The sequence below is a fragment of the Ferruginibacter profundus genome, assembly GCF_054783275.1.
On sequence record NZ_BAAGQW010000002.1, the window covers coordinates 1,005,071 to 1,031,714 of the forward strand.

Consider the following 26,644-nt stretch of genomic DNA (forward strand, 5'->3'; position numbering starts at 1 on the left):
ATGGGGACAGTTTTTTATTATTGTAGTTAAGCGCTTAGTTAAATAAATAACGGATACCAAACTGCATCTGCCAGCGTGAAGCAATGCTGGTGCTGTTTGCAAAACTATTTACGTAAGGAGTAAGGTTAGCTGCATCCTGTTGTGTAAAGGAGAAGCTAGGTGTTTTACCATCAGCTCCCAAACCTTCATAACGTAAGAAGTTGGTAACAGTTGGAGATTTTACAATACCCCAGTATTTATTAAGCAGGTTACCCACGTTAAGAATATCTAAAGATAATCTTAAGGTATGACGGTCTGCATCAGCTTTCTTACCTGTTCTGATAGAGATATCCTGTGTAATATTAACATCCAGTTTTTTAAAGTAAGGTAATACTACAGCATTAGCTTTAGCTATTTCTCCGCGGTGAGCAGATAAATAGTTATCCTGGCTGATAAACGCATTCAGCTGTGCCCATTGCTGTGCAGCTGTACGTGTATCTGTACTTGTACCTGTACCTAAACCGCCTGAACCTGATTTCACCAATGTGATCTGGTTTGCAGCAGCCGGAATAAAAATAAGATCGTTATTATTTCCATCACCATTTAAATCGCCATTGTAGATATAAGAAGTTACACCGTTTGGTGCCGCTTCAAAATACAAACCAAAGCTGGTAGCAAAATATTTTGCATAATTAAATTTGTAAGATGCAAAAGCAACTACACGGTGTGGTTGGTACCATGATGCATTTGATAAGTTAGCTTCGTTAGGATCAGTTCCTGAAACTGCCCTGCCACTCCATAAGCTACCTGCAGTGCTTCCGCCTTCTGCTGTATTCTTACTTTTTGAATGGGTATAAGCTGCACTCAGGTACAAACTCTTAATAGTTTTTTGTACCCTGAAAGTAGTGGTAGAAGAATATCCTTTGCTTGAGTTCTTCATTAAAATCGCATTACCCAGGTTTGGATTAGCTGCTGAAGTGCCGGCAAAATAATACTTGCTGCTGTTATTTAATGTAGTGGTGGTAGAAGTGTTATAACGTAACCTGTTATCCGGACCAGCTAAAGCAAATGCTGCTGTTTCATTAAGGTTTACGTTAGAATAATACACCGCATTGATATCTTTGGTATAAGTACCTTCTAAAGTCAATATCCAGTCGTGTTTTAATTTTTTATCAATAGCCAGGCTGGTTTTTACTACAGATGGGTATTTGAATTTATTGTCTACAAGTGCTACGCTGTAAGCAGTATTAGCTGCACCTGCGGTAGGTTTGTAAATATTAGGATCTGTGCTGAATGGTACCGCAGTAGCTCCGGTTTTAATAACAGAACCAAACTGTACACCATTGTTACTAGCCTGGTTGCTGATCCATACAAAAGGAGGAGGGCCGGAGAAGATACCACCGCCACCTCTTACCTGTAAACTCTTATCGCCTAATACATCCCAGTTAAGTCCTAAACGTGGAGAAACCAGTAATGCACTTTTTGGTTTTTTACCCACATCATATGTTGCACCGTTGGCAAAAGTTAATGCAGCAAAATCAGGATTCTGGTCAAAACTTCCTGTATAAGAAGAATTATCAAACCTGATACCATAAGTTAAAGTGAAATTCTTTTTTACGCTCCATTTATCCTGTACAAATACGCTGATATCATTTGAACCCGCTTTTGCGTAAGGGAAAGAACCATCTTTTAATGCAGAGTACTGTACGGCATAACGAAGTGCTTTAGTAGTACCATCGTTTACACTGTTATAAAAATCAGTAAGACTTGCAAACTGGTAAGCCCCCTGGTAAGCAGGAGCAAAACCATTCAGGTATTTTTTGAAAGAGTTTTGAGTACCTGCAGTGATCTCATGGCTTCCTTTGTAAAAAGTAAGGATATCAGAGAACTGGAAGTTATCTGTATTCAGTTTGTTATTGTAAGTGAAAGGTTCGTAACCAAAAGTAGTATAGATATTACCACCTGATAAAATATCTACTAAAGGCAGATCAGAATTTCCTTGCGTACTGCGGAAATCACGTAATTGTGTAAATCCAACCTGGAATTTATTTACGATCTTATTACTGAACCTTGTATTTAACTCAGCAATAAAAATATTGAAGTTGTTATTAATTACATAGCCACTACCCTGAAAAGGCATAGAATTAAAACCAGGCTGTCCACCGGTTACAAATCCTGAAAATCCGTTTCTGCTTGTACTTGCAAACTGGTCTGAACTTGATTTAAGATAATTGTATTTTAAAGTAAGTGTATTCTTGTCATTGATATTCCAGTCTACTTTAGCAGTGATCTTATCACTCTGTGTTTTTTGGTTGTAACCCTGGAACGGTCCTGCATTGTATCCAAACTTGGTTTGTAAAAAGCTGGCCAGTTTAGCTAAAGTATCTGCATTAGCCTGTGATACACTTCCGTTAACCGGTGGATGGCTTGCATCAGAAGCGATATAACTTGTAGCAGGTAATTCCTGTCTAACCTGTTCAGCACTTACAAAAAAGAATACTTTATTTTTGATGATAGCACCACCAACTGAAAAACCTCTTAAATTAAAAGTGATGGGTGTTTTAGTTAATTGTGTATTGGCTACTTTATAACCCTGGTTGTTTTCATTTTTCAAATAAGTATATACCGTTCCTCTTATCTGGTTGGTACCACTGCGTGTAACAGTATTGATACCGGCACCGGTAAATCCACCCTGGCGGATATCATAAGGAGAAACGTTCACCTGTATCTGCTCAATCGCATCAAGGCTGATGGGCTGAGAACCTGTTTGTCCACCTAACGTACCCGATAACCCGAAAGAGTTGTTGAAGTTAGCACCATCAACAGTTACGTTGTTATACTGGTTGCTTCTGCCACCAAAACTAAGGCCGTTTGAAGTAGGTTCCAGTTTGGTAAAATCCTGTAATGAACGGCTGATAGTGGGTAAGCGCTCAATCTGTGTGCGGTTGATCACTTCCTGGCTACCGGTTCTGTTATTACTGAAAATTTTATCCTGCCTTTTTGTTGCTACCACTACTTCACCTAATGTAGATGAGGTAGAAGACAATTTGAAATCGGCTTTGTAAGCCTGGCCCAATAACAATGTAATGTTATCCTGCTGTTCGGCTTTAAAACCAACAAAACTTACAGTAATGGTGTAAGGCCCGCCCACACGTAAGTTAGGCAGGTTATAACGGCCGTCTCTGCGGCTGGTGGTACTGTATTTAGTACCCGTTGGAGTATGTACTGCAACAATGGTGGCATTGCCTAATCCGTTGCTGCCATCGGTAACAATACCTTGTATCTCCGACGTGGTTTCCTGTGCAAAAGCAAACGAAAGAACGCTTGCTAAAAACAATGTTAGTAAAAATTTTAATCTCATCTTTTAGTTTGTTTAAGCTGCAAAGATGCGTCAAAATCGTTGTTTGAACTTTATGTAATTGTTAACAAATAGCTATTGGTTTTTAACACCAAAACCTGCACGATGTATTTCAATAAAAGATATATAAGATGAAAACTTAAAAAATGTGCCTGCGAATATGATATCTGCAATATTTGCGATTGATATGGTTAAAAATGTAATACGTAACCGATTCTTTTTTGCCAGATATATTTTTTGGATAATATAAATAGTTAGCTTTGTTGCGATTTTTAATTTTGTATCATGAAAAGAATTGCCTACCTGCTGCTGTTTTCCTGCCTTTTTTTATTACAGGGTTGTTTTGAGATTATTGAAACGGTGTTCTTAAAAAATGATGGTTCCGGCAATTTTCAATTGGTGGTTAACTTAAGCAAGAGTAAAACCAGGCTCAATTCCATTATTAAAATGCAGACAATTAACGGGCATAATGTGCCTGGTAAAAACGAGATCAGGTACAGGATAACTGAAATTGAAAAAACAGTGGCAAAAACACCCGGGTTAAGCGGCGTTAAAACAAGTGTGGATTTTGAAAATTATATTGCCACGCTAAGCTGCAACTTTGGCAAGGTAAGTCAGTTGAATGCCGCCGTAAAAAATGTATATGATAAAGAAAACGGCAAACTGAAAGGTGTTGAAAAAACTTATGACTATGATGCTGCTACCAATACCTTCAGCAGGATAAACAAATTTTCTATACAGGACGATTATAAAAAACTGAGCAATGCTGATAAGGAAGTATTTGCAACAGCCAACTATACTTCTATTTATAAATTTGAAGCTACTGTTGTTGGGGCCTCCAACAAGGGTACACAAATATCGCCCAGTAAAAAAGCCACCATGCTAAAACAAAATGCACTGGATATTATCACAGAAAAAAAATCAGTAGAAAATAAAATCACCTTAACCAACAAATAAAATGAAACAATTCATTCTTGCCGTAGCCCTCTTTTGTGTTGTATTGCCTGCAATACAGGCACAAAATTTTTTAGCCAAAGTGCCTTCATCATCTTCTGTAGTAATAAAATACTCAGGTGATAACTTCAGTAAAAATGTACCCATACAAAAATTAGATTCTTACAATTTTATTAAGCACAGTTTTTTTAAAATGCTGCATATCGATACGCTGACTTCGCTGAAGAATATAGGTATCAATTTTGAACAGGATACTTACCAGTACATTACTACCGAAGATTCTTCTATGAGTTTTGTAACCCTGCTGCACCTGGATAATGTACCGCAGTTTTTGCAATTGATCAAAGGCACCTACAAAGCAGGCATGGCTGCAAAAACAGAGAAAAAAGATGGCTTTGATTTTTTAGCGGTATCGCCAGAAACCTATATTGGCTGGAATGAAACCATGGCGATAGTGGTAAACACCACTTATCAGCATAAAAAAAGCTATTACGATCATTTATACAGCAACGACACGATAAGTGTAAAAGCTGATACCGCTGTTGCCACCATTGAAGAACTTAAAGTAGAAGATAACGCATACAGCATTCCGCCGCCTAAAGCTGCAAAAGGTAAAGTTACAGGTACCCAAAAAAAGCCCATGGCTGCTGCAAAAAAACCTGCAACTGCAAAAGGTAAAACACCGGCTAAAAAAACTGCTCCCAAAAAAGTTTATGTAAATGAAAATTATAATTACCGTATCCAGGATAGTATCAACAATATAAAAAGAGAATTGTGGGAACAGCAGCAGGATATGATTGCTAAAAAGAAACAGCAGGCGGTGGCAGAAAAAATAATGAGCAATACTATTAACAGCAATATTACGTCAATAGAAAATGAAGTGGCTTATAAAAAGATCATCGACCCTGCGGCACATGCCAGTGTGTGGATCAATACCGAAAGTATCTCCAGCCAATACTGGAATTATTTATACAGGGGTTCTTACTATTTTCTGCATAATATGCCAAAGATCATCAAGGACACCACTGATGGTTTTAAATCATCTGTAAACATCTATTTTGATAAAGACAAAATGAGGATGGAACAAAAAACTTTTGCTGCCGATTCTAAAATTGCTAAAATGGGCAATGAAGTAATGAACAGCAAACAAAATCCTTCTTTAGTGAACTATGTAAACCCTGATAACATTGGTTATTTCTCCATGAGCATTAATACCGAGGCAATGGCCAACTATTACTATACACTTTTAAAGAAATACATCGGCGGTATCTCCGGTACTGATGATTATGCAGCTATAGTGGATGTGTATATAGATTTTTTACAGATACTGATTGATGAAAAAGGAATAGCAGAATTAACGCCGGGCAATTATTTATTTGTAATGCACGACATGAAAGCCAAAACAGTTACCTATACCGATTATGACTATGATAAGGAATTCAATAAAAAAGAAGTAAAGAAAACCAAACAGGAACTTTCTCCGGATTTTACCTTTATCATGGAAACCAAAAAAGAAGGTTTTATGGAAAAGATTGCCCGCCTGCCATTGAAGTATGCCGAAAAAGAAAAGTATAATTATAAAGATAAAGGTGGTTATTACGAACTGGCTTTTGAAGAAGGTAAATACCCTATCAGTAGTTTATATTTTATGGTGAAAGATGGCAAAGCCATTGTAACCACTTCTAAAGCAGTGGTGGATATGACGCTTAATAATACCGCTTTTGCTACTGACGCAGCAACAAAAAATTCTATCCTCAACAATAACTACTCTTTAAAGATCAGTGTTATAAAACTGATTGAAAAATTAGGCCCCGAGTTCACAACAGATATGAATAAAAAAATAGCTGACTATATGAAGGAAAACATGGGCGACCTTACCATGGAAAGCGGTATGAAAGATGGCATGATACAAGGCACTACTACCATGGGTATTAAAGGCAACCATAGCAACAGCCTTGAGTTTTTCTTTAACATGATGGATGCTATTAACAGCATCATCGAAAAGGATCACCAGGAAAAAGAAAAAACAGTAAATTAAATGAACAAAAAGCGATGGGCATTAGTAGTGTTGATTGCGGTAATTGTATTAGGTTACATAAAATTATTTTACAAAACTTACAGCACTGCCGTTATTACAGGCAGTGCTGATTGTATTATTGCAGTTGATGTAAAAAGGATTACCAATACAATAATCTGGAATACCATTACTACACCCGGCCAGTGGAAGAAGATCAGTTTTTCATCCGGCAATAAAGATGAAATAAGCTGGAAGGATATGGTAGAGATACCCGATTATGTTTTGGCATTTCATGTAAAAGAGCAACCGTTAAATACCTGGTATGTAGTATTGCAGGTAAAAAATGAAACCGATTTTGCAAAGGGATTACAGGTATATCATTTTGAAAAAAAAGACAGTAACAGTTACATAAGCAAAGACTATTCTTTGTCTTTTTTTAAGAGCGGAGATAAAATACTGCTGACTAATACTACTTCGGAAAACGACAATAATTTATCACTGGTAGCCAACGAACTCTTTGTACAAAAAAACTATGTTGCAAAACAAACCCTGGAAAAAGCCATTGCAGCAAAGAGTCATTTGGCAGTATACATAGCAGCAAATAATTTTTTAGAAGAGCCAGCTGTTATTTCCGGTAATTTCGATAAGAATGAAATCGAATTCATTTGCACAGCAACACAAAAAAAACAATTTACATTCAGTGCGGATAATTTCGATTGTAACAGCACTTCTCTTTGCACTCTTGCATTTACGCAACCACCAGAGGCCGTACTCAACCTGTTAAGCAATACTGATAAAACCAATATCTCAAAAGCGCTGAACCAGGATATTGATTCCGTATTACTGCCATCCAATAAAAATTACAACCTAGGTATCTCAGGTATCCTGTCAAGAAATGATTCTGCAATCAGCTACACATACGACGATGATTTTAATAAAGTAGAAAAAACCGTGGTTAACACAGTACAGGAACCGGCATTTAATTTTGCCATTACAGGGGATAGCGTTACTAACATATATAATTACTGGCAGCACAATAATAAACTGGAACCAACAGATGCAGGGCAACTTTTCACCGGCATGCCATTTGTAAAATCGTATTGCAGTAAAGCATCTTCTACCACATTACATATTACAGCAGCCAATTACCAGCCAGTATCAACAGACAGGAATATCCAGGCTGTGCTTTTCTTTAAACTGATGCTGACTAAAATCCCAAAAGATCTGCTGCGGTATTTACCTGGCGATATTACCAAAGCCATCGCTAACCTGGAATCGGTACAGCTTACTATAAATAAACAACCCGGCCAGCTTTATTTTGAATGCACGTTTAAGAAACAAAAGAACGACTTGCCAATACTAAAATTATAGACCATGAACCAGCACATTGCACACATTGCTTTGGTAGTTGCCAACTATGATGAAGCCATACAATTCTATACAGAAAAATTGGGCTTTGTACTTATTGAAGACACCAAACTAAGCGAAACCAAACGCTGGGTGATGGTAGCACCAAAAGGCGATGGACAATGTTGCTTATTGCTGGCACAAGCTGCTACGGAAGAGCAAAAAAGCCGTGTAGGCAATCAAACAGGCGGAAGAGTATTTCTATTTTTATATACCGACGATTTTTGGAGAGACCATAAGGCTTATACGGAAAAAGGAATCAATTTTGTGCGTCAACCGGTGGACGAGCCTTATGGAACAGTAGCTGTTTTTGAAGACCTATATGGCAATTTGTGGGATATGATTGAACCAAAGAAAATTTAGAAACATAAAACATCGAATACCAGCCATCATTTAACACTAACAACAACCAGTATTCGATATTTTAAAATTCTATACATAGAACTATTTCAGCAATGTATTTTTTGTATAGCTGCAACTTGTTTTTATACTACTGAAAATATCCGGCTTATAATTATTTTCCTGTTCCACCATGTAATGTTGCACGCCTGCCAGTTTTGCATTGGCAAATATCGATTTAAAATCCACCGTACCGCTGCCTATTTCAGTGTTTTTGGTTTTATCTGCCTTATCCATATCTTTTACATGCCAGAATGGGAAACGGCCGGGATGCTTTTTAAATAGTTCTACCGGGTTGTAGCCTGCCCTTACTACCCAATACAGGTCCATTTCCATTTTCACCAAATCCTTATCCGTATTGTTTAAAAAGATATCATATCCATGCTCACCGTTGATGTCAATAAATTCAAAATCGTGGTTATGATACGCTAACTGAAGACCTGCCTTTTTGCATATTTCACCAGCCTTATTAATTCTTTCGGCCAATGCTTTATACTGGTCAATTGTTTTTCTTTGCTCTTCCTTTAAATACGGGATGATGATATATTTATTCCCCAGTGTATGTCCTGCATCACAAAAGTTTTTTACATCGTCGCCATTACCATTATCAAAAAGAAATTTTTCCGGCGCATAATGGCCGCTCGGGCTTTTCAAATTATTATCTTTTAATACCAGGGCCAGTTCTTTTACAGTTAAGCCATAAAATTTATTTTCGGCACTTAGCCCGTACATCTCTACTTCATTATAACCGGCTGCTGCAACTTTCTGCAGTACCCCTTTAGGGTCTTTCACAATTTCATCCCGTACCGAGTAAAGCTGGATGCCCACTGTTTTCTGTTTTTTCAGTAGGTCTGATGGATTCATCATTAACCCTGCTGTTAATAAGCTGGATTGTTTTATAAAGGTTCTTCTGGTATTCATACAGCAACAATATGATTTGGTTAAAAACTAAAGTTACTGAAAATTGAAAGCCAAAATTCAGGTTATGAATTTTTAACTATCCCTGTATTTCTGCGCCTCAGTGGCAATAAATAAAAAAGCCGTCCCCAACTTGTTGGGGACGGCTTTACCAGTATATTTACTTTTGTTAGATTCTGAAGTGAGCGAATGCTTTGTTAGCTTCAGCCATACGATGGGTATCTTCTTTCTTTTTAAAAGAAGCACCTTCACCTTTACTTGCTGCTACAATTTCATTAGCTAATTTATCAGCCATGCTACGACCGTTCCTGTCGCGGCTGTACTTTACCATCCATTTAATGCTTAAAGAGATCTTTCTGTCAGCACGAACCTCTGCAGGAATCTGGAAAGTTGCACCACCAATACGACGGCTTCTAACTTCCACACCCGGAGTGATGTTTGCCAAAGCTTTTTTCCAAACTTCATAACCGTTTTCACCGGTTTGCTTAGCTACTTTATCCAAAGCATCATAAAAAATAATATAAGCACCACTTTTTTTACCTGCCCACATTAAGTTGTTTACAAAACGTGTTACCAGTTTATCATTAAATTTCGGATCTGGCGCTAACGGTATCTTTTTCGGTTGTGATTTACGCATTGTTTAATTTTGATTTTAGGCTGAATTTCTTCAAGTATTAAAACTTTACTCAACCGTTTTTTAAATATTTATTTTCCTCTCCTGTTTACAAGGTCAGAGGTATTATTTTTTAGCTTTTTCCTTTTTAGTACCATATTTACTACGGCTTTGCTTACGGTCTTTTACACCGGCAGTATCCAGGCTACCACGTACGATATGATAACGTACACCCGGCAGATCCTTTACCCTTCCGCCACGGATCAGTACAATACTGTGCTCCTGTAAATTGTGTCCTTCACCCGGTATGTAGGCAATAACCTCAATTTTGTTGGTTAAACGAACCTTAGCTACTTTACGTAAAGCTGAGTTTGGTTTTTTAGGAGTTGTGGTATATACTCTTGTACATACTCCACGGCGCTGAGGACAACTATCTAAAGCCCTTGACTTGCTTTTAGCTTTGATAATTTGTCTTCCTTTTCTTACTAACTGTTGAATTGTAGGCATTATAATGCTTTTATTTTTCGGACGGCAAAGGTAGGGGAAAATTTTAGATTTTAGATTTTAGATGTAAGATTTTTTTGTAGTCTTAATAAAAACATGCGTTTAAGGCCAAAAACCGTCAATTTCTGTGAAAAAGTATCGAATAATACCCCTGAAAAATCGGCCTGTTCAGATAACATCGCTCAACATCCGCAATACCAAATCTGAAATCGGCAATCAAAAATCCTAAATCTTATACATCCAACCATGTGTATCAGCCTCAACCCCGGCTTTTATCGCATCCATCCTTCTCTTTACTTCTGGGGCAGCTTTCCATTGCTCCACATCAAAGATCATTTCAAAATCTTTATAATTCAGGGCCTTTATCATCGAAATAGTGGCTGCAGTACCTGTTCCAAACACTTCTTTTAAAGCGCCTTGCTTATACGCTTCGGTAATTTCATCAATACTGATGGCCCTCTCCTCAACAGTGTAGCCCATTTCTTTTAAAAGCACGATAACACTATCCCTGGTTACCCCGGCCAGTATGGTACCTTCTTTTAAATCCGGTGTAACGGCTTTATTACCAATAATAAAGAATACATTCATTACGCCGCACTCCTGTACGTATTTATGCTCCAGGGCATCCATCCATAACACCTGGTCAAATCCTTTTGATCTTGCCTGTGCAGTAGCAAACATGGCTCCGGCATAATTACCGGCTGCTTTTGCAAAGCCCACACCTCCGGGCACTGCACGTACATAATGCTCTTCCACATTAATACGCATTGGCGCAGCATAATACGGACCAGTGGGGCTTAAAATGATCAGGAACTTATATTTTTCACTTGGCCTCACTCCTATCATTTCGTCACTGCTGAACATAAACGGGCGAATGTATAAAGAATGGTCTTTTTGTCCGGGAATCCAGCTCTTGTCAATATCTATCAGCATACGCATGCCTTCCATAAATATCTCTTCCGGTACCTGTGGCATAGCAATTCTTTCTGCAGAAATATTAAAACGCCTGAAATTATCATAAGGCCTGAAGATAAAAGCTTCCCCGGCAGCATTCTTATAAGCTTTGATACCTTCAAAAATAGCCTGTCCGTAATGTAATGCGGCCAAAGATGGCGCCAGCAACAAAGGCTGGTAGGGCTTAATTTCAGCATTCTTCCACTCCCCGTCCTCATAATCCACTTCCAGCATATGGTCGGTAAAATATTTACCAAAGGGAATATTTTCTAAATTGATATCTTTTAATTTACTCTGTTCTGCCCTTGTAACATTTATATCCGCAGCTGCTGTCATATTCATTAATTTTACAGCAAAGAAACAAAAAAAACAGCGTATAAAGCAGGCTTTTATGAGTTTAGATAATATTCAACTACCGGCAATTGTTTTACAGGATCTGTTCAAAAATTCATTGGTAGACGTAGATGGAGGCATTGCAAAAAAGCCCGTTGAAAAAACGGCAGGTATTGCATTCCTGGGCAATAACCATAAACAGGTAACCATTATTGCAGATGATACCACTACTATTTACCTGCCCGATGAAGAATTGAATTTTCTGATGGGTATTTTAAATGCCTGCAAACTTTCTATGGCAGATGTGGCACTGGTGAATATTGCAAAAACCGGGGCTGTTAGCTATGGCAAAATTCAGGAAGAATTGGGTGCAGCAACCATACTGCTCTTTGGAGTAAGCCCTTCGCAATTGCAATTACCACTGCAATTTCCGCATTACCAAATTCAAAAATTCAACAACCAGGTGTACCTGGCCGCCCCTGCGCTTGCTGCTATTGCAGCAGACAAAGGAGAAAAAACAAAATTGTGGAATTGCCTGAAACAAATTTTTTCTATCAGCTGATGTAAAACAAAAGATCAATGGACACACTCATATTTGCTACCAATAACCAAAATAAAGTTGATGAAATACGATTGGTATTGGGCAACAGGTTTAATATTATCACTTTAAAAGAGGCCGGGATAGATATAGATATTCCTGAACCACATGACACACTGGAAGAAAATGCCACTGAGAAATCAGGCGTAATTCACAGGCTCACCAAAAAAAACTGTTTTAGCGAAGATACCGGGCTTGAAGTAGAGGCCTTAAATGGCGAACCCGGGGTAAAAAGTGCCCGCTATGCCGGAGAAGGCAGGTCTTTTGAAAACAATATTGATAAATTATTACAAAACCTGGCCGGCAAAAACAACCGGAATGCCCGCTTTAAAACCATTATTTCCCTCATTCTGAATGAGAAAGAATACTTTTTTGAAGGCATATGCCCCGGTGTAATAACAACGGAAAGAAAGGGACGCAACGGTTTTGGGTACGATCCCGTCTTTATCCCCGACGGGAGCAGTAAGACCTTTGCTGAAATGACGATGGAAGAAAAATCTCTGTTCAGCCACAGAAAGAAAGCAATGGAAAAACTGGTTGAATTTCTAATCTCCCGTTAAAATAAATACCTGAAAAGGTTAGAAATTATTAAACAACCAAACCAACCTATTTAAAATTGAATACCGAAAGCAACCTAAATGTATCTGACGCCGACTTAATTAATGGATGTTTGAACAAGGATAGAAAAATGCAGGAAATACTCTATCACCGTTTTTCATCTAAAATGTATGCGGTTTGCCTGAGGTATTGTAAAGATGCAGAAGATGCCCAGGATCTTTTACAGGATGGATTTGTAAAAATATTTAAGAACCTGGACAAGTTTCGTGGAGAAGGTTCGTTTGAAGGGTGGATACGCCGGATATTTGTAAATACTTCTATTGAACATTTCAGAAAATCGCTAAAGAGTTTCCCTGTAACTGAAACGCAGGAAATACTACTTGAAGACCCCTCCTGGAGTGCACTTGATAACCTTGCTGAGAAAGACATAATAAAAATGATACAGGGGCTTAGCCCCGGGTATAGACAGGTATTTAACATGTATGTGATTGAAGGGTACTCCCATAAAGACATTGGAGATATCTTAGGCATAAGTGAAGGTACCAGTAAATCACAGTTAGCAAGGGCCAAAGGAATTCTGAAAAAAATGGTGGAAGAAAAGTTGGAGCAAAACAGGCAGGAACTTAATTAAAATAAAAACGAAACAAACCTAATCTCAATTTAAGTAAATCATGACCTCTAATTGGTTAAATAAAATACTCAACCATGAAGTTGCTCCCCCTGAGCAGGCTTGGGTAAATATTACCAACGAGCTGGACAAACAAGATGAAACGATTAGCAGTGACCTGAAAACTAAAATGCTTGCGCACGAGGCAACTCCTCCCGTAAAAGTGCTGTCTGATATTTTTAATGCGTTGGATAAAGAGGATGCACAACCCTCAGCACCTGGCTACATTGAAAGAATTAAAAATCATACTGAGCAAGCCCCCCTTGCAGCATGGAGCAATATCATTGCAGAGATGGATAAAGAAGAAGCTAAAGTGATACCCATCCTTCCTGCAGGCAAAAACTTGAGGGCAATTTATGTAAGGATGGTTGCTGCAGCTGCTGTAATTGCCATACTGCTACTGGCTGTTTTACAACTCACAAAAAACACAAAACAGGGAGATGTAAATATCGCAGGTACAAATTCCGGAAATGGAAGCAAAGAAAATAAAACCACTACTCCTGTTATTGCCGGTACACCAAAAACCGATCCTGTAAAAACAGGCATTGCAAACAATCAACCTGAAGGATCAACTATTCAACAGGCTGTTAACAGTAAAATACAGGACTATGTAAAAGGTAACGAAATTGTTGATTTAGCGCAAGCACCTGGTGTTGACAGTAGAGAAAAATTGCAAAACAGCAAAGGCGAAATACCGATGGACATTGCGTTGATGAATACACCTAATACCTATTTCAGCATAACCGGTGCCGATGGGCAAACTGTAAAGGTCTCATCTAAATTTTCTAACCTTATTGGTTATTTAGCAGAAGGCAATCCTGATACGCAGGAAAATATCGACGTTATCATAGAAGAAAGTACCAGGTGGAAAAAGATATTTGCAGAGTGGCGTGATAAAATGACCAATAACACTGTTGCTCCCTCTTTCTCAAACTTTATGGATATTATAGAATTAAGCAAAATTCTGGAAGACAGAAATAAATAGCATTGCCCGTTTTAAAATTCAGTACTCAAAGCAGCGCTTCGCATTTTATGCGAAGCGCTGCTTTTTAAAGTAAATACTATCTTTAATTAAAAATGGCCAGGATAAAATTAGAGATACCGGACAATACAATTGCAGTTATTACCATCCCGGTAAGGATAACCGATATTAATTACGGCAGCCACCTGGGCAACGATGCCTTTGTGGCTATTATCCATGAGGCCAGGATGCAATGGCTGAGCAGGCATGGCTATACCGAATTAAATATTGAAGGCGCAGGATTAATCCTGGCAGATTTAGCAGTTGAGTTTAAGAATGAATCTTTTTATGGCGACATTATTGAAGTAACCATTGCTTCGGGAGAAATATCAAAAGTAAGTTTTGAATTGTTTTATAAACTATCTGCAACAAGAAACGAAAAAAATATTTTGCTGGCACTGGCTAAAACAGGAATGGTTTGTTATGACTATGCTGTTAGAAAAGTAATTAGCATTCCTGAAAAACTGAAAGCAATCTTATAGAAAAAACTATTCTACAGCATTCCATATCCTCCAGCTTTCCTCCGCCTGTATCACCAGCATATCATAACCATTTTTTGTAGCGGCTCCATGTTCTTCCCCTTTTTGCAGAAATAAGGTTTTGTAAGGATTATATACCAGGTCGTATAAAAAATGTTTGCTGGTTAAATAGTTGTAAGGAATTGCAGGGCATTCATCAACATTAGGGAACGTGCCCAGTGGCGTTGTATTAATGATCAGGAGATGTTCATTAATAATTTTTTCATCAAGATCAGCATAGGTCAGATCCGAGCCCTCGTGTAATTTTCGACTTACCACTTTAAAACCAATATTCAATTTGTTGAGTACAAACTTTACGGCTTCGGCGGCTCCCCCGTTACCCAATATCAAAGCATGAGTATGATAATTTTTTAACTGCGGCAAAAGTGATTTTTCAAAACCTATGATATCCGTATTATACCCCGATAATTTGCCGTCTTTTATCCTGATACAATTGCAGGCGCTTAATGTTGCCGGAAGGTGAGGCCTGTCATCAAGATACGCCAATACAGATTGCTTGTGCGGTATAGTAATATTCAATCCGCAAAGTGCAGGATTTTTAACAAGCAACGGCCTCAATTCTTCAATTGATTGAAGTGGAAAAACTTCGTAAGCACAATCGGCAATGCCTTCCGCTATAAATTTCTCGGTAAAATATTTTTTTGAAAAAGAATGGCCTAAAGGATACCCTATGATACCATACACTTTCATCAGGATTCTTTTGAATCTAAATATAAATGAAATGTATCGCCACGTAAACCAATACGCATGGTTTCCAGCGGTATTACTTCATTGGGGGCTATATTGCCCAGGTTTACATTACATCCTATCAATTCTAAAAAGTATAATTGCTGGGCTTTTTGTGGTGCTTCCCAAAGAATTTTTCCTTCCGGTATCTGTGTAAGAATTTCCTGTACCAACCCTTCCCTTACTTCACCGGTACCACGATATATACCTACATTTCCTGCTTCCCTTGCTTCTGCAATTACATAAGTTGAACCTGCTTCCAGCTCAGCCCTCATCAATTCGATCCATTTATAGGGAGGTATAATATGCGCTGCATCCTTACTACCTACTTCACTTAATACAGTAAAATGTTTGGTAAGTTTTTCTATATAGCCACATTTTTCAGCATGCGGTATAGTAATTGAGCCATCGCTAACCTCTACATAAGACACTCCAAACTCTTTACACACTTCAATATAATCATCAAACTGGTTCCTGATTAAAAATGCTTCAAACAGCGTACCGCCAAAGTAAACCGGTATATCATAAGAACGATATACTTCCAGTTTTTCCTTTAAATTAGGTGTTACGTAAGAAGTGCCAAATCCAAGCTTCACCACATCCACATGCGGATGAGAAACACTCATAAAGTTCTTTGCTTCTTCAATACTTAAACCCTTGTCCATCACCATTGTAATACCATGATCACGGGGTTTCTTATTTCTATCGGGAATCTGAGAAAGATTAAAATTCATGCCTGCTGTTTTTTAAGTGGTGCAAATGTAAAAACAATTAGGCAATAGGCAATGGAAATGGTAATAAAGCCCTTTCAATAAGCAGTTTGGGATAAATGTTTTGCAGTAGTGCTATCGAGTTGTAGCTGTAAAAGATTAATGAGATCTTTTTTTCTTAAACCTGGCCAGGACGTCCACCACTTGCTGGCTTTGTAAAATAGAAGGATTGAGTTCTATTATTTTTTTTATCAGCTTGGGGCTTCGTTCCATCCCGTTTTCAAGTTGCAGTATGGCTTCTTTTGATTTACCCATCGCAAATAAAATAGCACTTTTATAGAAAATAAAAATCGTTTTCCCGTCTGTTTGGTCGTATGCAAAACCGGCATATTCCAATGCCTCTTCTAAAAGCCCTGCTTTATAGAGGCATTTCAGTAACTCGGTCCATCCGTTTAAATTTTTTGGCCTAACCCTTACCACATTGCCAAAATAAGTGATGGCATCATCCAGCTTGCCCATTTCCATGAAACATTGCCCTAGAGCAAGGTTATACTCAGGTTGCAGGCGGTGCACCCGTAAAGCAATTTCCAGGTTTTTTACAGCACTGCTCCAGTTGCTTTCATTCATGTAGGTGCAGGCTATCTTATAATGCAACTGGCTGTCATTATGATTTAAATGTGCAGCTTTTTTATAATTAAACCGGGCCTGTGCAAAATTGCCCATCTTGTCGTAGCAGTGGCCAATAGCCTCGTAAATCACATCTTCGGGCCTTGCCAGTTCCAGTACTTTTTCCAGTACCTCAATAGCCTCCTTATACTTCCTCAGGCGTAAAAAAGCATCTCCCATATTACGCCATGCATAGTCAAATTTATCATCAATTGCTACTGCATAATGATAGGCATCAATTGCCTTTTCATACAGTTTTAACCCCTGGTAAGCGGCAGCAAGGTTAAACCATGCCAGTTCATTAAAAGGAAAGTCTTCAATTATTTTTTGATGCAGCCTGATGCCCTCTTCATTTCTACCGGTAAAATCAGTCCAGAAACAAATCTTATACAATGCTTCTTCGTTGTTAGGCTCCTGCTCCAGGATCATTTTCAGGCAATCAAAAACTTTTTCAAAATTTTCGTAGTCATCGTATACATCTGCCAATTCAAATAACAGATCTATCTTCTCTTCTCCATCAAAATCATCTATTACCGCTTCTAAAACAGCTGCTGCTTTTTCCTGTTGATCCAAGGCCAGGTAAGCATCTGTTTTTAAAATATACAGATCGGTATCTTTTCCGTCCAGCAATTCTGCCTGGTCAAGGATATACAGCGCTTCCTTATAATGGCGCAATGCTATTAAAAGGTCTGCTTTTCTTAAAAGTAATGTAGAAGAATAGGGATACTGGCTGATGGCGTATTCAGAAACCTCCAAAGCCAGCGATAATTGTTCCTTTTCGTCAAAATGGTCTATCAACCTTTCAAACGAGTCCTCCTCGATAAAGGAGTTAGGTTTTCCTGATTTAAGGTTATCGTATTGCTGCAATAACTCTTTTAACTCATCTCTGTCCTGACGGTAAGGATATTTGCTCATACGGTATAAGTTATTGTAAATTACCCCCTTTTAAATAACTATACAAGTTTTTGTAACTTTTTTTTCCGTAAAACGTTAAAGAAATGACAAAAGAATGTATGAACGGTATACAAATACCCGATATTTTTTAATATATTTGTAACATAAATTATCACCAATGATAAAATTATCAAAATTAACACTTGCAGTTGTCGTGCTTTTGGGCCCGGCACTAAGTGCTTTGGCTGATAGAGGCATTTCGAAAAAAAGTAAAGCAAAAGTTACTTTAAATATCAGTACCCCTACTACTTTAAGAAATTCTGTTTCACTTAACCTGAGATCAGGTTTAAGATATACAGGAAGCGTTTTAGTTAACCAGCATACGCTGAATAATTCAATGATCAGTAATACACTCGTTTCATATCAAAAAGGAAATACAGTTTACATTATTCCTTATAAACAAAAAGTGGTGATGCCGGATATTAAAGCCAATGGCGCCACCGGAATGAAACTGATGATAAAAACTAAATCTCACTAAAAATAGAAACCTCTTCACCAAGAGGTTTTTTTATGCCCAACCGTTTAGCTATTTATTGTCCCCCTTTCTCATCTGCTGATTCTCATCATAAGTCATTACCCTGTAACCCGATTTTGGTATATCAAATTTAGAAGCTGCAACCGGTTCAAAATTTATTTTAGATAGGGTAAGCGTATACTTATAGCTGGCCGATCCGGATTCATATTGCATAGCTAACCCTGGCAGGTTTTTAAAAGTAGCATCATATTCCTTATTGGTTACCGTTACATCAGGCGAATAATATACTGTAAAGGTTTTACCACTCGGCATTTTTGCAATAGCTTTCTTACAGGTATACCCTGCTATCATCTTTGTTTCGTCTGTAATATCAAATTTAATATCATTATAGGCTTTATTTTTTTCGGCCCAGTTATCCTTTGTTAAAGTGATCATCAGTTTCTGGCTGCTGTATTCTTTTAAAATAACGGCATTACCTGTCTTGGCATCATGAATGGTAGATTCCTTACCTATTGAACTAACCATGTCTGAACGGCTCTGTGCTCCCTTAAGATACACTGTAACGGTTCCCCCATCCAATGCATCCGCCATCCGGGGTTCTTTGCTGGCCGACTGAATAACGATATCATACACGATCGTTCCTTCAGAAATTGTTTTTTGTGCAAATGAAAAAACAGACAATCCCAGTGATAAAACCAGTAATCCTGCCCTTTGTAATTTTTTCATTTTATAAGTTTTAATAAAGATAATAAAATCCCGTGCCAAAGAAATTGTAACCACAAATAAAAAGACCTGCAACCTGGTAAATAGGTTGCAGGCCGGTGCTTTTAACTTAACTTTCTAGTTTCTGCCGTTCTTATTCTTCTGTTCCTGCATTTTTTTCTGGCTTTCCTGCATCGCCGCAATCCGTTCCTGTAGCTTACTTTGCTTCACTGGCTTTTTACGGTTTTCGGATATTTGCGCCAGTATCTTATCATGATCAATAATATACTTTTGAATAATGATTTGAAGTAAAAGCGTAATGGTGTTAGAAACGGTGTAATACCAGGTTAATGCCGATGGTAAGTTATTGAATACGCCCAGTAACAGCACAGGGAAGATATAAGGCATATACTTCATTACCGGATTGGTATTATCCTGCATATTACTCATGCTGTAAATAGATATGAGTAAGCTGGTAAGAGTAGCTGTAATGGTGAACAAGCTTACATGATCGCCATAAAATGGAATATTAAAAGGCAGGTGTGCAATAGAATCGTATGCTGCAAGATCTTTTGACCATAAGAAACTTTGTCCACGCAGCGCAATATTGCTTTGAAAGAAATAATACAACGACATAAAGATCGGTATTTGCAACAGTGCCGGTAAACATCCCCCCAGCGGGCTTACACCTGCCGATTTCCACAGTTTCATCTGTTCCATACTAAATGCCTGCTGGTCCATAGTGCCACTCTTATCAGTAAACTTCAGCTTCAATGCATCTACCTCGGGTTTTAAGAGTTTCATTTTGGCACCGCTTAAATAACTCTTATAAAGTATTGGTGAAGTGATCAGGCGTATTAATAAAGTGAGTAACAGAATAACAATACCGTAGCTGGCTACATGGCTCCTGATAAAATCCCAAACCGGCAAAAGAAAATGGCGGTTAATATATTTTACAAACGAAAACGGCCCGCTACCATAAGTTGTAATCTGGTGCATCTCGTTATTATACTTATCCAGGATATTATAATCGTTAGGGCCGTAATACAACTGCAAAGGAACAATGCCATTAGCTGGTACATTAACCCTGCATTGTGCCGAGCTTTGAGCAAGTATCTTCAATGAATCAGCCGGTGTAACCCAACTTATTTCAGCATTATTAAATTTATTTTTTGCCAGTAAAGTAGCCACAAAAAATTGGGGATTAACAGCCACCCAACTTACTTGTTTATCTAATTTTTCATTTCCACCACTACCTAACTGATGAAAGTCGTACTTGTCATTTTCAAGGTAACTTATATGTGTCTGTGTTTTTTCATAGGTAATGGTTTTTTCAACCTGCGGTATTTCAGTTTGCCATACCAGGTTCATAGTATTTTGTGTAACTAACTGGTCTCCCTCATTCATGGTGATATTAAAATCAAGCATGTAGCCGTCTTTGTGAGGTGCCGGCAAAGTAAATTCATGCGTAAGCACATTTTTAGTTTGGGACGAATCTTTTATGCTATAGGTTATAGTTTGAGAGCTATCTGCATTAATTTTAACCCCGCCTTTTGTAAAAAGAATATCGGAAGTTTTTTTGGTGCCGCCGGCATTTATTTCATAGGAGAGCTTATTAAAATCGCCTGATTGCAGGTAAAGTGGTTTGCCATCAAAAGTTTTAAAATTCTTCAGTTCAACTGTTTTAGGTTGTGCACCTTTATTGGTAAACGTAACCCTTAAAACATCGTTTTCAATTGTTGTAAGCTGCTCAATAGAGTCAGTTTTAAAAGTCTGTGGCAACTGTTTTTTTGCATTCTGCAGAGAGTCAAGTTTTTTTGCTTCCAGTTTTATTGTTGTGGTATCGCTCTTGGCCTTAATAGCTGCCAGAGAATCCGCAGTCTTTTTTTGTTGCGCCTGTTGGGCCTGCAATGCCTGGCTGCTTTTGCTATTAACATACAACATGCCTATTAATAACGCACCAATTAATACAAACCCTATGATCGTATTCCTGTCCATTCCCATTGTAAAATAATTTAAGAGCGCAAAGGTAGGGAAACTTACGGGTTAAGCCCTTTAAGATATTAGCCCCTTTTTTACAAAAAAGCCCCTGCTTTTGGCAGGGGCTGTATTCTTAAAAAGTCTGGTCTTATTTTTTGGCAGCAGCGGCAGGAGCGGCAGCTTTTGCAGCTGGTGCAGCGGCAGCAGCTTTTGGAGCAGTGGCCTCTTCCTGTTTCAACTGACGTGTCATGGTTACTGAAGCAATTGGAATACGTGGAGAGTTTAAAACTTCGATATTTTCCAGTTTCACATCTTCTACCCTTACGTTTTCGTTAAGTTCCAGTTTAGTAAGGTCTACTTCAATAAATTCTCTCAGGTATTTAGGTAAAGTTTTCACTTTAAAAGATTTCATTTTAGTAACCAATTTACCACCCGCTTTAACACCTGCCGGTGTACCGGTAAATTTTAAAGGTAAAGTAGCAATTACTTTTTTGTCGTCTACCAGTTCTAAAAGGTCAACATGCGTAAGCAGGTCGGTAACTTTGTTGAATTGCAGGTCTTTTAAAATACAACGGTAAGTTGCACCGTCTATTTTAACTTCTGTCAACATAAATTCTGAGGTGTATACGATGTCTTTAAAAGCAGTAGCCGGAGCAGAGAAGTTGATCTCTTTTTTACCACCATAAATTACAGCTGGCACCAGTTGCTGAGAGCGAAGTTGGCGGGTGGCTTTTTTTCCGCTTTCGGTCCTCAGTTGTCCTTCGATTGTAATTGATTTCATTATTATGATTTTTTTGTGAGGCGCAAAGGTAAGCAAATAATGGATAATTAGTAATGAAAAAATGGATAATGAATAATTGATGCTTTTAAATTAAAAACTAATTATTCATTATCCGTTAAACAAGAATCCATTATTTCTTATTTGCCATCCTGCTACGCATAAAAAGACTGTTAATACTCTTGTTTTCAAAGGCATTACGTATAGTTACTGCAAATAATTCATCTGTAGAAAGTACTTTTATTTTGCTACTCTCGCCTCTCAGTGGTATAGTATCGCAAACCACTAATTCTTCTAACACACTGTTTTCGATATTCTGGTAGGCATTACCACTCAGTACCGGGTGCGTAATAAGTGCCCTCACACTATTGGCGCCTTTTTCTTTCATTAGTGCGGCGCTTTTTACCAAAGTACCCCCGGTATCACACAAATCATCCACCAGTACCACATCTTTGCCGGCAACATCTCCAATTACCACCATGCTGGCAATTTCATTGGCTCTTTTCCTGTGTTTATCACAAATCACCATTTCGCATTCAAAATAAGAGGCTATTTCACGTATGCGGTTAGCGCTGCCTACATCAGGTGCGGCAAAGGTGAGGTTTGCCAGGTTAAGCTTTTCTATGTAAGGGATGAATATAGCAGATGCTTCCAGGTGATCCACAGGTATATCAAAATACCCCTGAATCTGCGGTGCATGTAAATCCATGGTGATCACCCTGTCGGCACCGGCAGCCGTAAGCATATTAGCTACTAATTTTGAACCGATGGCAACCCTGGGGCGGTCTTTTCGGTCTTGTCTTGCTAAACCATAATATGGTATTACAGCAATTACTTTGTAGGCCGATGCCCTTTTGGCGGCATCAATCATCAGCAGCAGTTCCATCAGGTTGTCAGATGGGGCATAGGTGCTTTGTATTAAAAACACAAATTTGCCCCGGATACTTTCCTGGAACTCTACATAAATTTCACCATCGCTGAAGCGCTGGATATTTACTTTACCCAGTGGTTCGCCAAATTTCTGTGCAATTTTTTCGGCTAAGTACTGAGAGCCTGTTCCGGAAAAAATTTTTGCTGTTGGTTCCATATAGTTGTTTGAGATAATAAAAATAAGATGCCGCAAAAGTATCGTTTAGTTTACACGAATAATATTTGAAGTCATGGAAAATTTCAACAAGCCATCCACATCTATCAAAAACTGGAGTATAGATGACAGGCCCAGGGAAAAAATGCTGGCCAAGGGAGGCGAAGCATTAAGTAATTCTGAATTACTTGCTATCCTGATCAACAAGGGCAGTAAAGATAAATCTGCAGTAGATCTTGCCAAAGAGATACTACAACTGGGACAAAATAACCTGAATGAGTTAGGAAAAATTTCGCTGAAAGATTTTCTGCACGTAAAAGGAATTGGAGTTGCCAAGGCAATTACTATTGCGGCTGCTTTAGAATTGGGAAGAAGAAGACATGCGGCAGCAACATTGGATAAACCTACAATACTAAGTAGTAAAGACATTGCCGAATATTTAAAAGTGGTTTTGAAGGATTTTTCGTACGAGGTTTTTGCCGTACTTTTTTTAAACCGTGCCAATAAGATCAATCATTTTGAAATCATCAGCCGTGGGGGTATTACAGGCACTGTTGCCGACCCGAAAATAATTTTAAAGAAGGCGCTTGAAGAAGATGCAACTTCCATTATACTAAGCCATAACCATCCTTCGGGGAGCTTAAAACCCAGCAAAGCTGATGAAGAACTCACGAAAAAAATTAAAGAAGCTGCCAGGTACTTCGATATAAAAGTAATTGATCACATTATTGTGAGTGAAGAAGGCTACTACAGTTTTGCGGATGACGGGATGATCTAGCTCTCTGTTTTTACGCCTGCGCCGTTGGCCCGCCAAAATTAAAGGGTATTTCCACGGCCTCCATATCCTGTATAGTGCCGTTAGCCGTTTCAAATTTCTTAATATTTTCAATCATTGCCTTCATAAAACGTTTGGCATGAAAGGGAGTAAGTATGATACGGCTTTTTACCTTACTCTTGGGTGTACCCGGCATCACATTTACAAAATCTATTACAAACTCTGCGTGGCTATGGGTAATAATGGCCAGGTTAGCATATTCACCTTCGGATACTTCTTCTGATATCTCTATATTAAGTTGATTGGGCTGTTCGGTATTTGTCATGATATATTTTTTTACAAAGATAAAAACAAAGAGCCCCATTAAGGGGCTCTTTGCAAATAAAACGATTTTTATTTTAAATATTATCTAGGACCTAAGTATGTCCATTTTTCGTCGAAATATGTACGAATGTTAGGTGAAGCGGTAATAACGCTTGGTTGAACCAACCAGTGCTTGATAAGAATATCTTTATTACCCTGTGCAGCATTGGCCCCTGTTGGATCTAATACAGCACGACGAGTATTACTTGCAGCATAAAGCGGAGCTCCTGTACCACTTGATGGGGTTCCACCAGCTGTAGCAGCTTTACTTGGATCTCCATAATAGTTATGCAAATCACTAATGGTGTTATTTGAAGGGTTAAATGATATCACCAAACCGTAGCTTCCGTAATATGTACCAGAACCTGCATTTAAGAAAAGATATCCAGGATAACCAGTATTTAAATCATTATTCACCACATCGCAGGTAGTAGCACCTACTGTAACCAAAGCATATTCCTGGTCACCATAGTAAGTAAAGGCTGTGTTTGAAACATCATTAAAAGTTCCGGACATTTCGTAAAGACCATCCCAGTTATTTTTAGCACCCACTTCAACAACTACAGACTTAGCAGTGGCAATTTTACCACCAGCATCAGCAGAAGTAATTGTAAACCCTAAAGCATATAATGCACTTGGATTTAATAAAGTTGCATTAGGCACATTGATGTAAATCTGTTTTGCAAATTCACCTGGTTTAAAAACTACAGTGAAAGTGCCACCTTGTCCGCCAACTTTTGTTACACCGTCAGAAAGTGTAAGGGTGTACAATGATGTAGGGAACTGAACATAAGATGCATTAGCCGCTCTTACAGCTGCAGTATCATCTTTAATAGTAACAGTCATTGTTTGATTAAGAGCAGCAGCTGTAGGAACTTCCCTTCTTACATCAATAACACCTTTGGTTAAAGTAGTAGGAGTAGCCACAAAATCAACCGGATCTTTAATAACATTATAAGGAGTAGCACCTTGTAAAATTGTAACAAGGTTTTGTCCTGCATCACCTAATGGGGCAGTTGTTTCAACCTTATCACAGGCAGAAAACAACATTGCTGCTAATCCCAAAGCGGCAAACTGTTTTGTAATTTGTAAATATTTCATTTTGGTATATGTTTTAGTTATTTAATAAAAAATATCATGAAACCCGGGGGTTAAATACCGGGTTTCATGAATAGTATTATTGATCCCACCATATTTTAGATTCCGGTTGATCCGCTGCAGGAACCAACTTTGTAACAGCTGCATTTACATTCGCTGCGTTCAAACTGTATTCAGAGAAAGTTGAAGCAGTTGCAGGAGTGTAGATATACCTTCTTGGAATAGTGGTATGAGCAGCATTCAAAGGATCAGGCGCATTGGTTAAAACAGGATAACCTGTTCTTCTCCATACGTTCCAACCTGCCCTTCCGTTAGGGAAACCAGCAAGAAATGCCTGTTCAGCCACTTTCTTGATATCGTTGGTACCATCTAAAACAACACCAGATTGAGTAAAATAAGAAGCAGGAGGTAATGCCAGGCCCCATTGAGCAAAAGAAGCGTTTACACCAGCTACTAACATTGCAGTTTTGTTTTCAGTTGTCCAGCCTCTTACAGCAGCTTCTGCACGTGCAATATAAAGCTGAGATGCTGTTAACATGTACACAGGACTGGTTTCTAACCTTTGGTTATCGGCCATTAAATGAGACCAACCAACGTTATTTTTGATCCAGTCATTGATGCTGGCTTCTTTTAAACCGAAAGGAACCGGTTTAGCAGAAGTACCAAATGCCGCATGCCTGTTATCGCCTAAGTTAGCCAACATAGCATAGATAGTTGTGCTTTCGCCATTATCACGGGCACCATCATAATCGCTCCAGTATGGGTTTTTAAATGAACCACCCGGGAAAACCAATTTAATGTTGTCAGTATTGTTGTCAATCACTCCATCAGCTAAAGCAGCTTTAAACTCAGTTGCTGCATAGTCTGTAGCACCTGGGTATCTTTTGGTTAATTGAATAGCCATCATAGCCCTTAAAGAATTAGCAAATTTTATCCACTTGTTAACGTCTCCGCCATTCAGGATATCTCCTTTTAAACCGCCGGTGTTTGCAAATTGAGCTTTTGCAGCTTTTAATTCTTTGATCATTCCTTTGTAAATATCTTCCTGTTTGTCGTAAGCAGGAGTTTTACTTGCGAATGCCTGAGAATAAGGAATATCACCTAATGCATCAGTTAAATGCCAGTAAACGTACTGTGTTAGTACCCTTGCAGCAGCCACTTCATCAGGGTTGTTATTCTTATCGATGATAGTTTTTAAGTTTAACAACGTACCACTGTAAGTTCCAAAACCAAAGTAAGTGGTAGTAACATCATAGATACCTTCACTTGGGTATTGTGTTTCTGAACTGTACTGTATCCAGGCACTTGCCGCACCGTCTTTTGCCCAACCAGAGATACCAGACTCAACGTTGGTAAGGATGGCATAAGTAGCAGGAGTGGTAATAGCCGTTGGATTGGTGTTGGTATCACCAAAGTCTTTTATTTTATTACAACTTACCAAAGTTGTAAGCCCCATTGAAAAAAGAGCAATTTTTATATGAGTATTTTTCATTTTACTTTTATTTAAAGGGTCT

The 26,644-nt window shown here is 38.4% G+C and carries 26 protein-coding genes; 11 read left to right on the forward strand and 15 right to left on the reverse strand.

The features are described 5' to 3' along the window. Positions 1-34: 34 nt before the first annotated feature. Positions 35-3,340, reverse strand: coding sequence for a TonB-dependent receptor (locus ACYVM0_RS14450; protein ID WP_460558042.1), 3,306 nt, complete (start codon positions 3,338-3,340; stop codon positions 35-37). Positions 3,341-3,622: 282 nt separating this feature from the next. On the opposite strand from ACYVM0_RS14450, the gene ACYVM0_RS14455 reads away from it, so the two are divergent. From ACYVM0_RS14455 to ACYVM0_RS14470, 4 genes are read left to right on the forward strand one after another with little or no spacing between them, the layout of a single operon-like run. Continuing rightward, entirely contained in the window at positions 3,623-4,294 is a 672-nt protein-coding gene (locus ACYVM0_RS14455; RefSeq protein WP_460558043.1) for a hypothetical protein, read from the forward strand. 1 nt (position 4,295) lies between these two features. Then, positions 4,296-6,329 (forward strand): DUF4836 family protein, encoded by a 2,034-nt coding sequence (locus ACYVM0_RS14460; RefSeq protein ID WP_460558044.1) that lies wholly within the window; start codon positions 4,296-4,298, stop codon positions 6,327-6,329. Then, positions 6,330-7,679 carry a hypothetical protein gene (locus ACYVM0_RS14465; RefSeq protein ID WP_460558045.1) on the forward strand — a complete coding sequence of 450 codons (1,350 nt, stop codon included), beginning with the start codon at positions 6,330-6,332 and terminating at the stop codon, positions 7,677-7,679. A gap of 3 nt (positions 7,680-7,682) precedes the next feature. Further along, positions 7,683-8,078: a VOC family protein gene (locus tag ACYVM0_RS14470; protein WP_460558046.1), complete on the forward strand. Its 396-nt coding sequence runs from the start codon at positions 7,683-7,685 to the stop codon at positions 8,076-8,078. Positions 8,079-8,159: 81 nt separating this feature from the next. Here the strand turns inward: ACYVM0_RS14470 and ACYVM0_RS14475 are convergent, their stop codons facing one another. The 4 genes from ACYVM0_RS14475 to ACYVM0_RS14490 all read right to left on the reverse strand — a co-directional run bounded on the left by ACYVM0_RS14475 (position 8,160) and on the right by ACYVM0_RS14490 (position 11,439). Beyond that, on the reverse strand, positions 8,160-9,035 hold the full coding sequence (locus ACYVM0_RS14475; protein WP_460558047.1) for a sugar phosphate isomerase/epimerase family protein: 876 nt from the start codon (positions 9,033-9,035) through the stop codon (positions 8,160-8,162). Between the two features lie 166 nt (positions 9,036-9,201). Beyond that, the gene (rpsG, locus tag ACYVM0_RS14480) at positions 9,202-9,669 is read right to left on the reverse strand and encodes a 30S ribosomal protein S7 (protein ID WP_430986822.1); all 468 of its coding nucleotides are present in this window, start codon (positions 9,667-9,669) and stop codon (positions 9,202-9,204) included. Between the two features lie 102 nt (positions 9,670-9,771). Beyond that, the gene (gene rpsL, locus ACYVM0_RS14485) at positions 9,772-10,152 is read right to left on the reverse strand and encodes a 30S ribosomal protein S12 (RefSeq protein WP_430986821.1); all 381 of its coding nucleotides are present in this window, start codon (positions 10,150-10,152) and stop codon (positions 9,772-9,774) included. A 222-nt stretch (positions 10,153-10,374) separates the two neighbouring features. Then, the gene (locus ACYVM0_RS14490) at positions 10,375-11,439 is read right to left on the reverse strand and encodes a branched-chain amino acid aminotransferase (RefSeq protein WP_460558048.1); all 1,065 of its coding nucleotides are present in this window, start codon (positions 11,437-11,439) and stop codon (positions 10,375-10,377) included. A 55-nt stretch (positions 11,440-11,494) separates the two neighbouring features. Here ACYVM0_RS14490 and ACYVM0_RS14495 point away from each other — a divergent pair, with 55 nt between their 5' ends. From ACYVM0_RS14495 to ACYVM0_RS14515, 5 genes are all read left to right on the forward strand, one after another. After that, entirely contained in the window at positions 11,495-11,998 is a 504-nt protein-coding gene (locus tag ACYVM0_RS14495) for a hypothetical protein (RefSeq protein WP_460558049.1), read from the forward strand. A 17-nt stretch (positions 11,999-12,015) separates the two neighbouring features. After that, complete coding sequence (gene rdgB / locus ACYVM0_RS14500) at positions 12,016-12,594, forward strand: non-canonical purine NTP pyrophosphatase (protein WP_460558050.1); 579 nt, start codon at positions 12,016-12,018, stop codon at positions 12,592-12,594. 110 nt (positions 12,595-12,704) lie between these two features. Further along, positions 12,705-13,223 (forward strand): RNA polymerase sigma factor, encoded by a 519-nt coding sequence (locus tag ACYVM0_RS14505; RefSeq protein WP_460558051.1) that lies wholly within the window; start codon positions 12,705-12,707, stop codon positions 13,221-13,223. 40 nt (positions 13,224-13,263) lie between these two features. Further along, positions 13,264-14,244 (forward strand): hypothetical protein, encoded by a 981-nt coding sequence (locus tag ACYVM0_RS14510; RefSeq protein ID WP_460558052.1) that lies wholly within the window; start codon positions 13,264-13,266, stop codon positions 14,242-14,244. A 92-nt stretch (positions 14,245-14,336) separates the two neighbouring features. Then, positions 14,337-14,762 (forward strand): acyl-CoA thioesterase, encoded by a 426-nt coding sequence (locus ACYVM0_RS14515; RefSeq protein WP_460558053.1) that lies wholly within the window; start codon positions 14,337-14,339, stop codon positions 14,760-14,762. Positions 14,763-14,768: 6 nt separating this feature from the next. On the opposite strand, the gene ACYVM0_RS14520 is transcribed toward ACYVM0_RS14515, so the two are convergent. From ACYVM0_RS14520 to ACYVM0_RS14530, 3 genes are all read right to left on the reverse strand, one after another. Beyond that, entirely contained in the window at positions 14,769-15,509 is a 741-nt protein-coding gene (locus ACYVM0_RS14520) for a shikimate dehydrogenase family protein (protein ID WP_460558054.1), read from the reverse strand. Beyond that, positions 15,509-16,279 (reverse strand): phosphosulfolactate synthase, encoded by a 771-nt coding sequence (locus tag ACYVM0_RS14525; RefSeq protein ID WP_460558055.1) that lies wholly within the window; start codon positions 16,277-16,279, stop codon positions 15,509-15,511. Before ACYVM0_RS14525 ends, ACYVM0_RS14520 begins: the two co-directional genes overlap by 1 nt. 135 nt (positions 16,280-16,414) lie before the next feature. Beyond that, positions 16,415-17,836, reverse strand: coding sequence for a tetratricopeptide repeat protein (locus ACYVM0_RS14530; protein ID WP_460558056.1), 1,422 nt, complete (start codon positions 17,834-17,836; stop codon positions 16,415-16,417). Positions 17,837-17,993: 157 nt separating this feature from the next. On the opposite strand from ACYVM0_RS14530, the gene ACYVM0_RS14535 reads away from it, so the two are divergent. Continuing rightward, positions 17,994-18,353: a hypothetical protein gene (locus ACYVM0_RS14535; RefSeq protein WP_460558057.1), complete on the forward strand. Its 360-nt coding sequence runs from the start codon at positions 17,994-17,996 to the stop codon at positions 18,351-18,353. Between the two features lie 48 nt (positions 18,354-18,401). Here ACYVM0_RS14535 and ACYVM0_RS14540 read toward each other — a convergent pair whose 3' ends face one another. The 4 genes from ACYVM0_RS14540 to ACYVM0_RS14555 form a co-directional block, all read right to left on the reverse strand. After that, the gene (locus tag ACYVM0_RS14540) at positions 18,402-19,076 is read right to left on the reverse strand and encodes a GLPGLI family protein (protein ID WP_460558058.1); all 675 of its coding nucleotides are present in this window, start codon (positions 19,074-19,076) and stop codon (positions 18,402-18,404) included. A gap of 114 nt (positions 19,077-19,190) precedes the next feature. Next, a complete protein-coding gene (yidC, locus tag ACYVM0_RS14545) occupies positions 19,191-21,056 on the reverse strand; it encodes a membrane protein insertase YidC (protein ID WP_460558059.1) in 1,866 nt (621 codons plus the stop codon). Positions 21,057-21,180: 124 nt separating this feature from the next. Continuing rightward, the gene (locus ACYVM0_RS14550; protein WP_430986808.1) at positions 21,181-21,813 is read right to left on the reverse strand and encodes a 50S ribosomal protein L25; all 633 of its coding nucleotides are present in this window, start codon (positions 21,811-21,813) and stop codon (positions 21,181-21,183) included. Between the two features lie 130 nt (positions 21,814-21,943). After that, the gene (locus tag ACYVM0_RS14555; RefSeq protein WP_430986807.1) at positions 21,944-22,897 is read right to left on the reverse strand and encodes a ribose-phosphate pyrophosphokinase; all 954 of its coding nucleotides are present in this window, start codon (positions 22,895-22,897) and stop codon (positions 21,944-21,946) included. Between the two features lie 73 nt (positions 22,898-22,970). Here ACYVM0_RS14555 and radC point away from each other — a divergent pair, with 73 nt between their 5' ends. Beyond that, positions 22,971-23,672: a JAB domain-containing protein gene (gene radC, locus ACYVM0_RS14560; protein WP_460558060.1), complete on the forward strand. Its 702-nt coding sequence runs from the start codon at positions 22,971-22,973 to the stop codon at positions 23,670-23,672. A 10-nt stretch (positions 23,673-23,682) separates the two neighbouring features. Here radC and ACYVM0_RS14565 read toward each other — a convergent pair whose 3' ends face one another. The 3 genes from ACYVM0_RS14565 to ACYVM0_RS14575 all read right to left on the reverse strand — a co-directional run bounded on the left by ACYVM0_RS14565 (position 23,683) and on the right by ACYVM0_RS14575 (position 26,622). Next, positions 23,683-23,994, reverse strand: coding sequence for a DUF3467 domain-containing protein (locus ACYVM0_RS14565; protein WP_430986805.1), 312 nt, complete (start codon positions 23,992-23,994; stop codon positions 23,683-23,685). An 80-nt stretch (positions 23,995-24,074) separates the two neighbouring features. Then, positions 24,075-25,133 carry a BT_3987 domain-containing protein gene (locus tag ACYVM0_RS14570; protein ID WP_460558061.1) on the reverse strand — a complete coding sequence of 353 codons (1,059 nt, stop codon included), beginning with the start codon at positions 25,131-25,133 and terminating at the stop codon, positions 24,075-24,077. A gap of 76 nt (positions 25,134-25,209) precedes the next feature. Continuing rightward, the gene (locus ACYVM0_RS14575; protein WP_460558062.1) at positions 25,210-26,622 is read right to left on the reverse strand and encodes a SusD/RagB family nutrient-binding outer membrane lipoprotein; all 1,413 of its coding nucleotides are present in this window, start codon (positions 26,620-26,622) and stop codon (positions 25,210-25,212) included. Positions 26,623-26,644 lie beyond the last annotated feature (22 nt).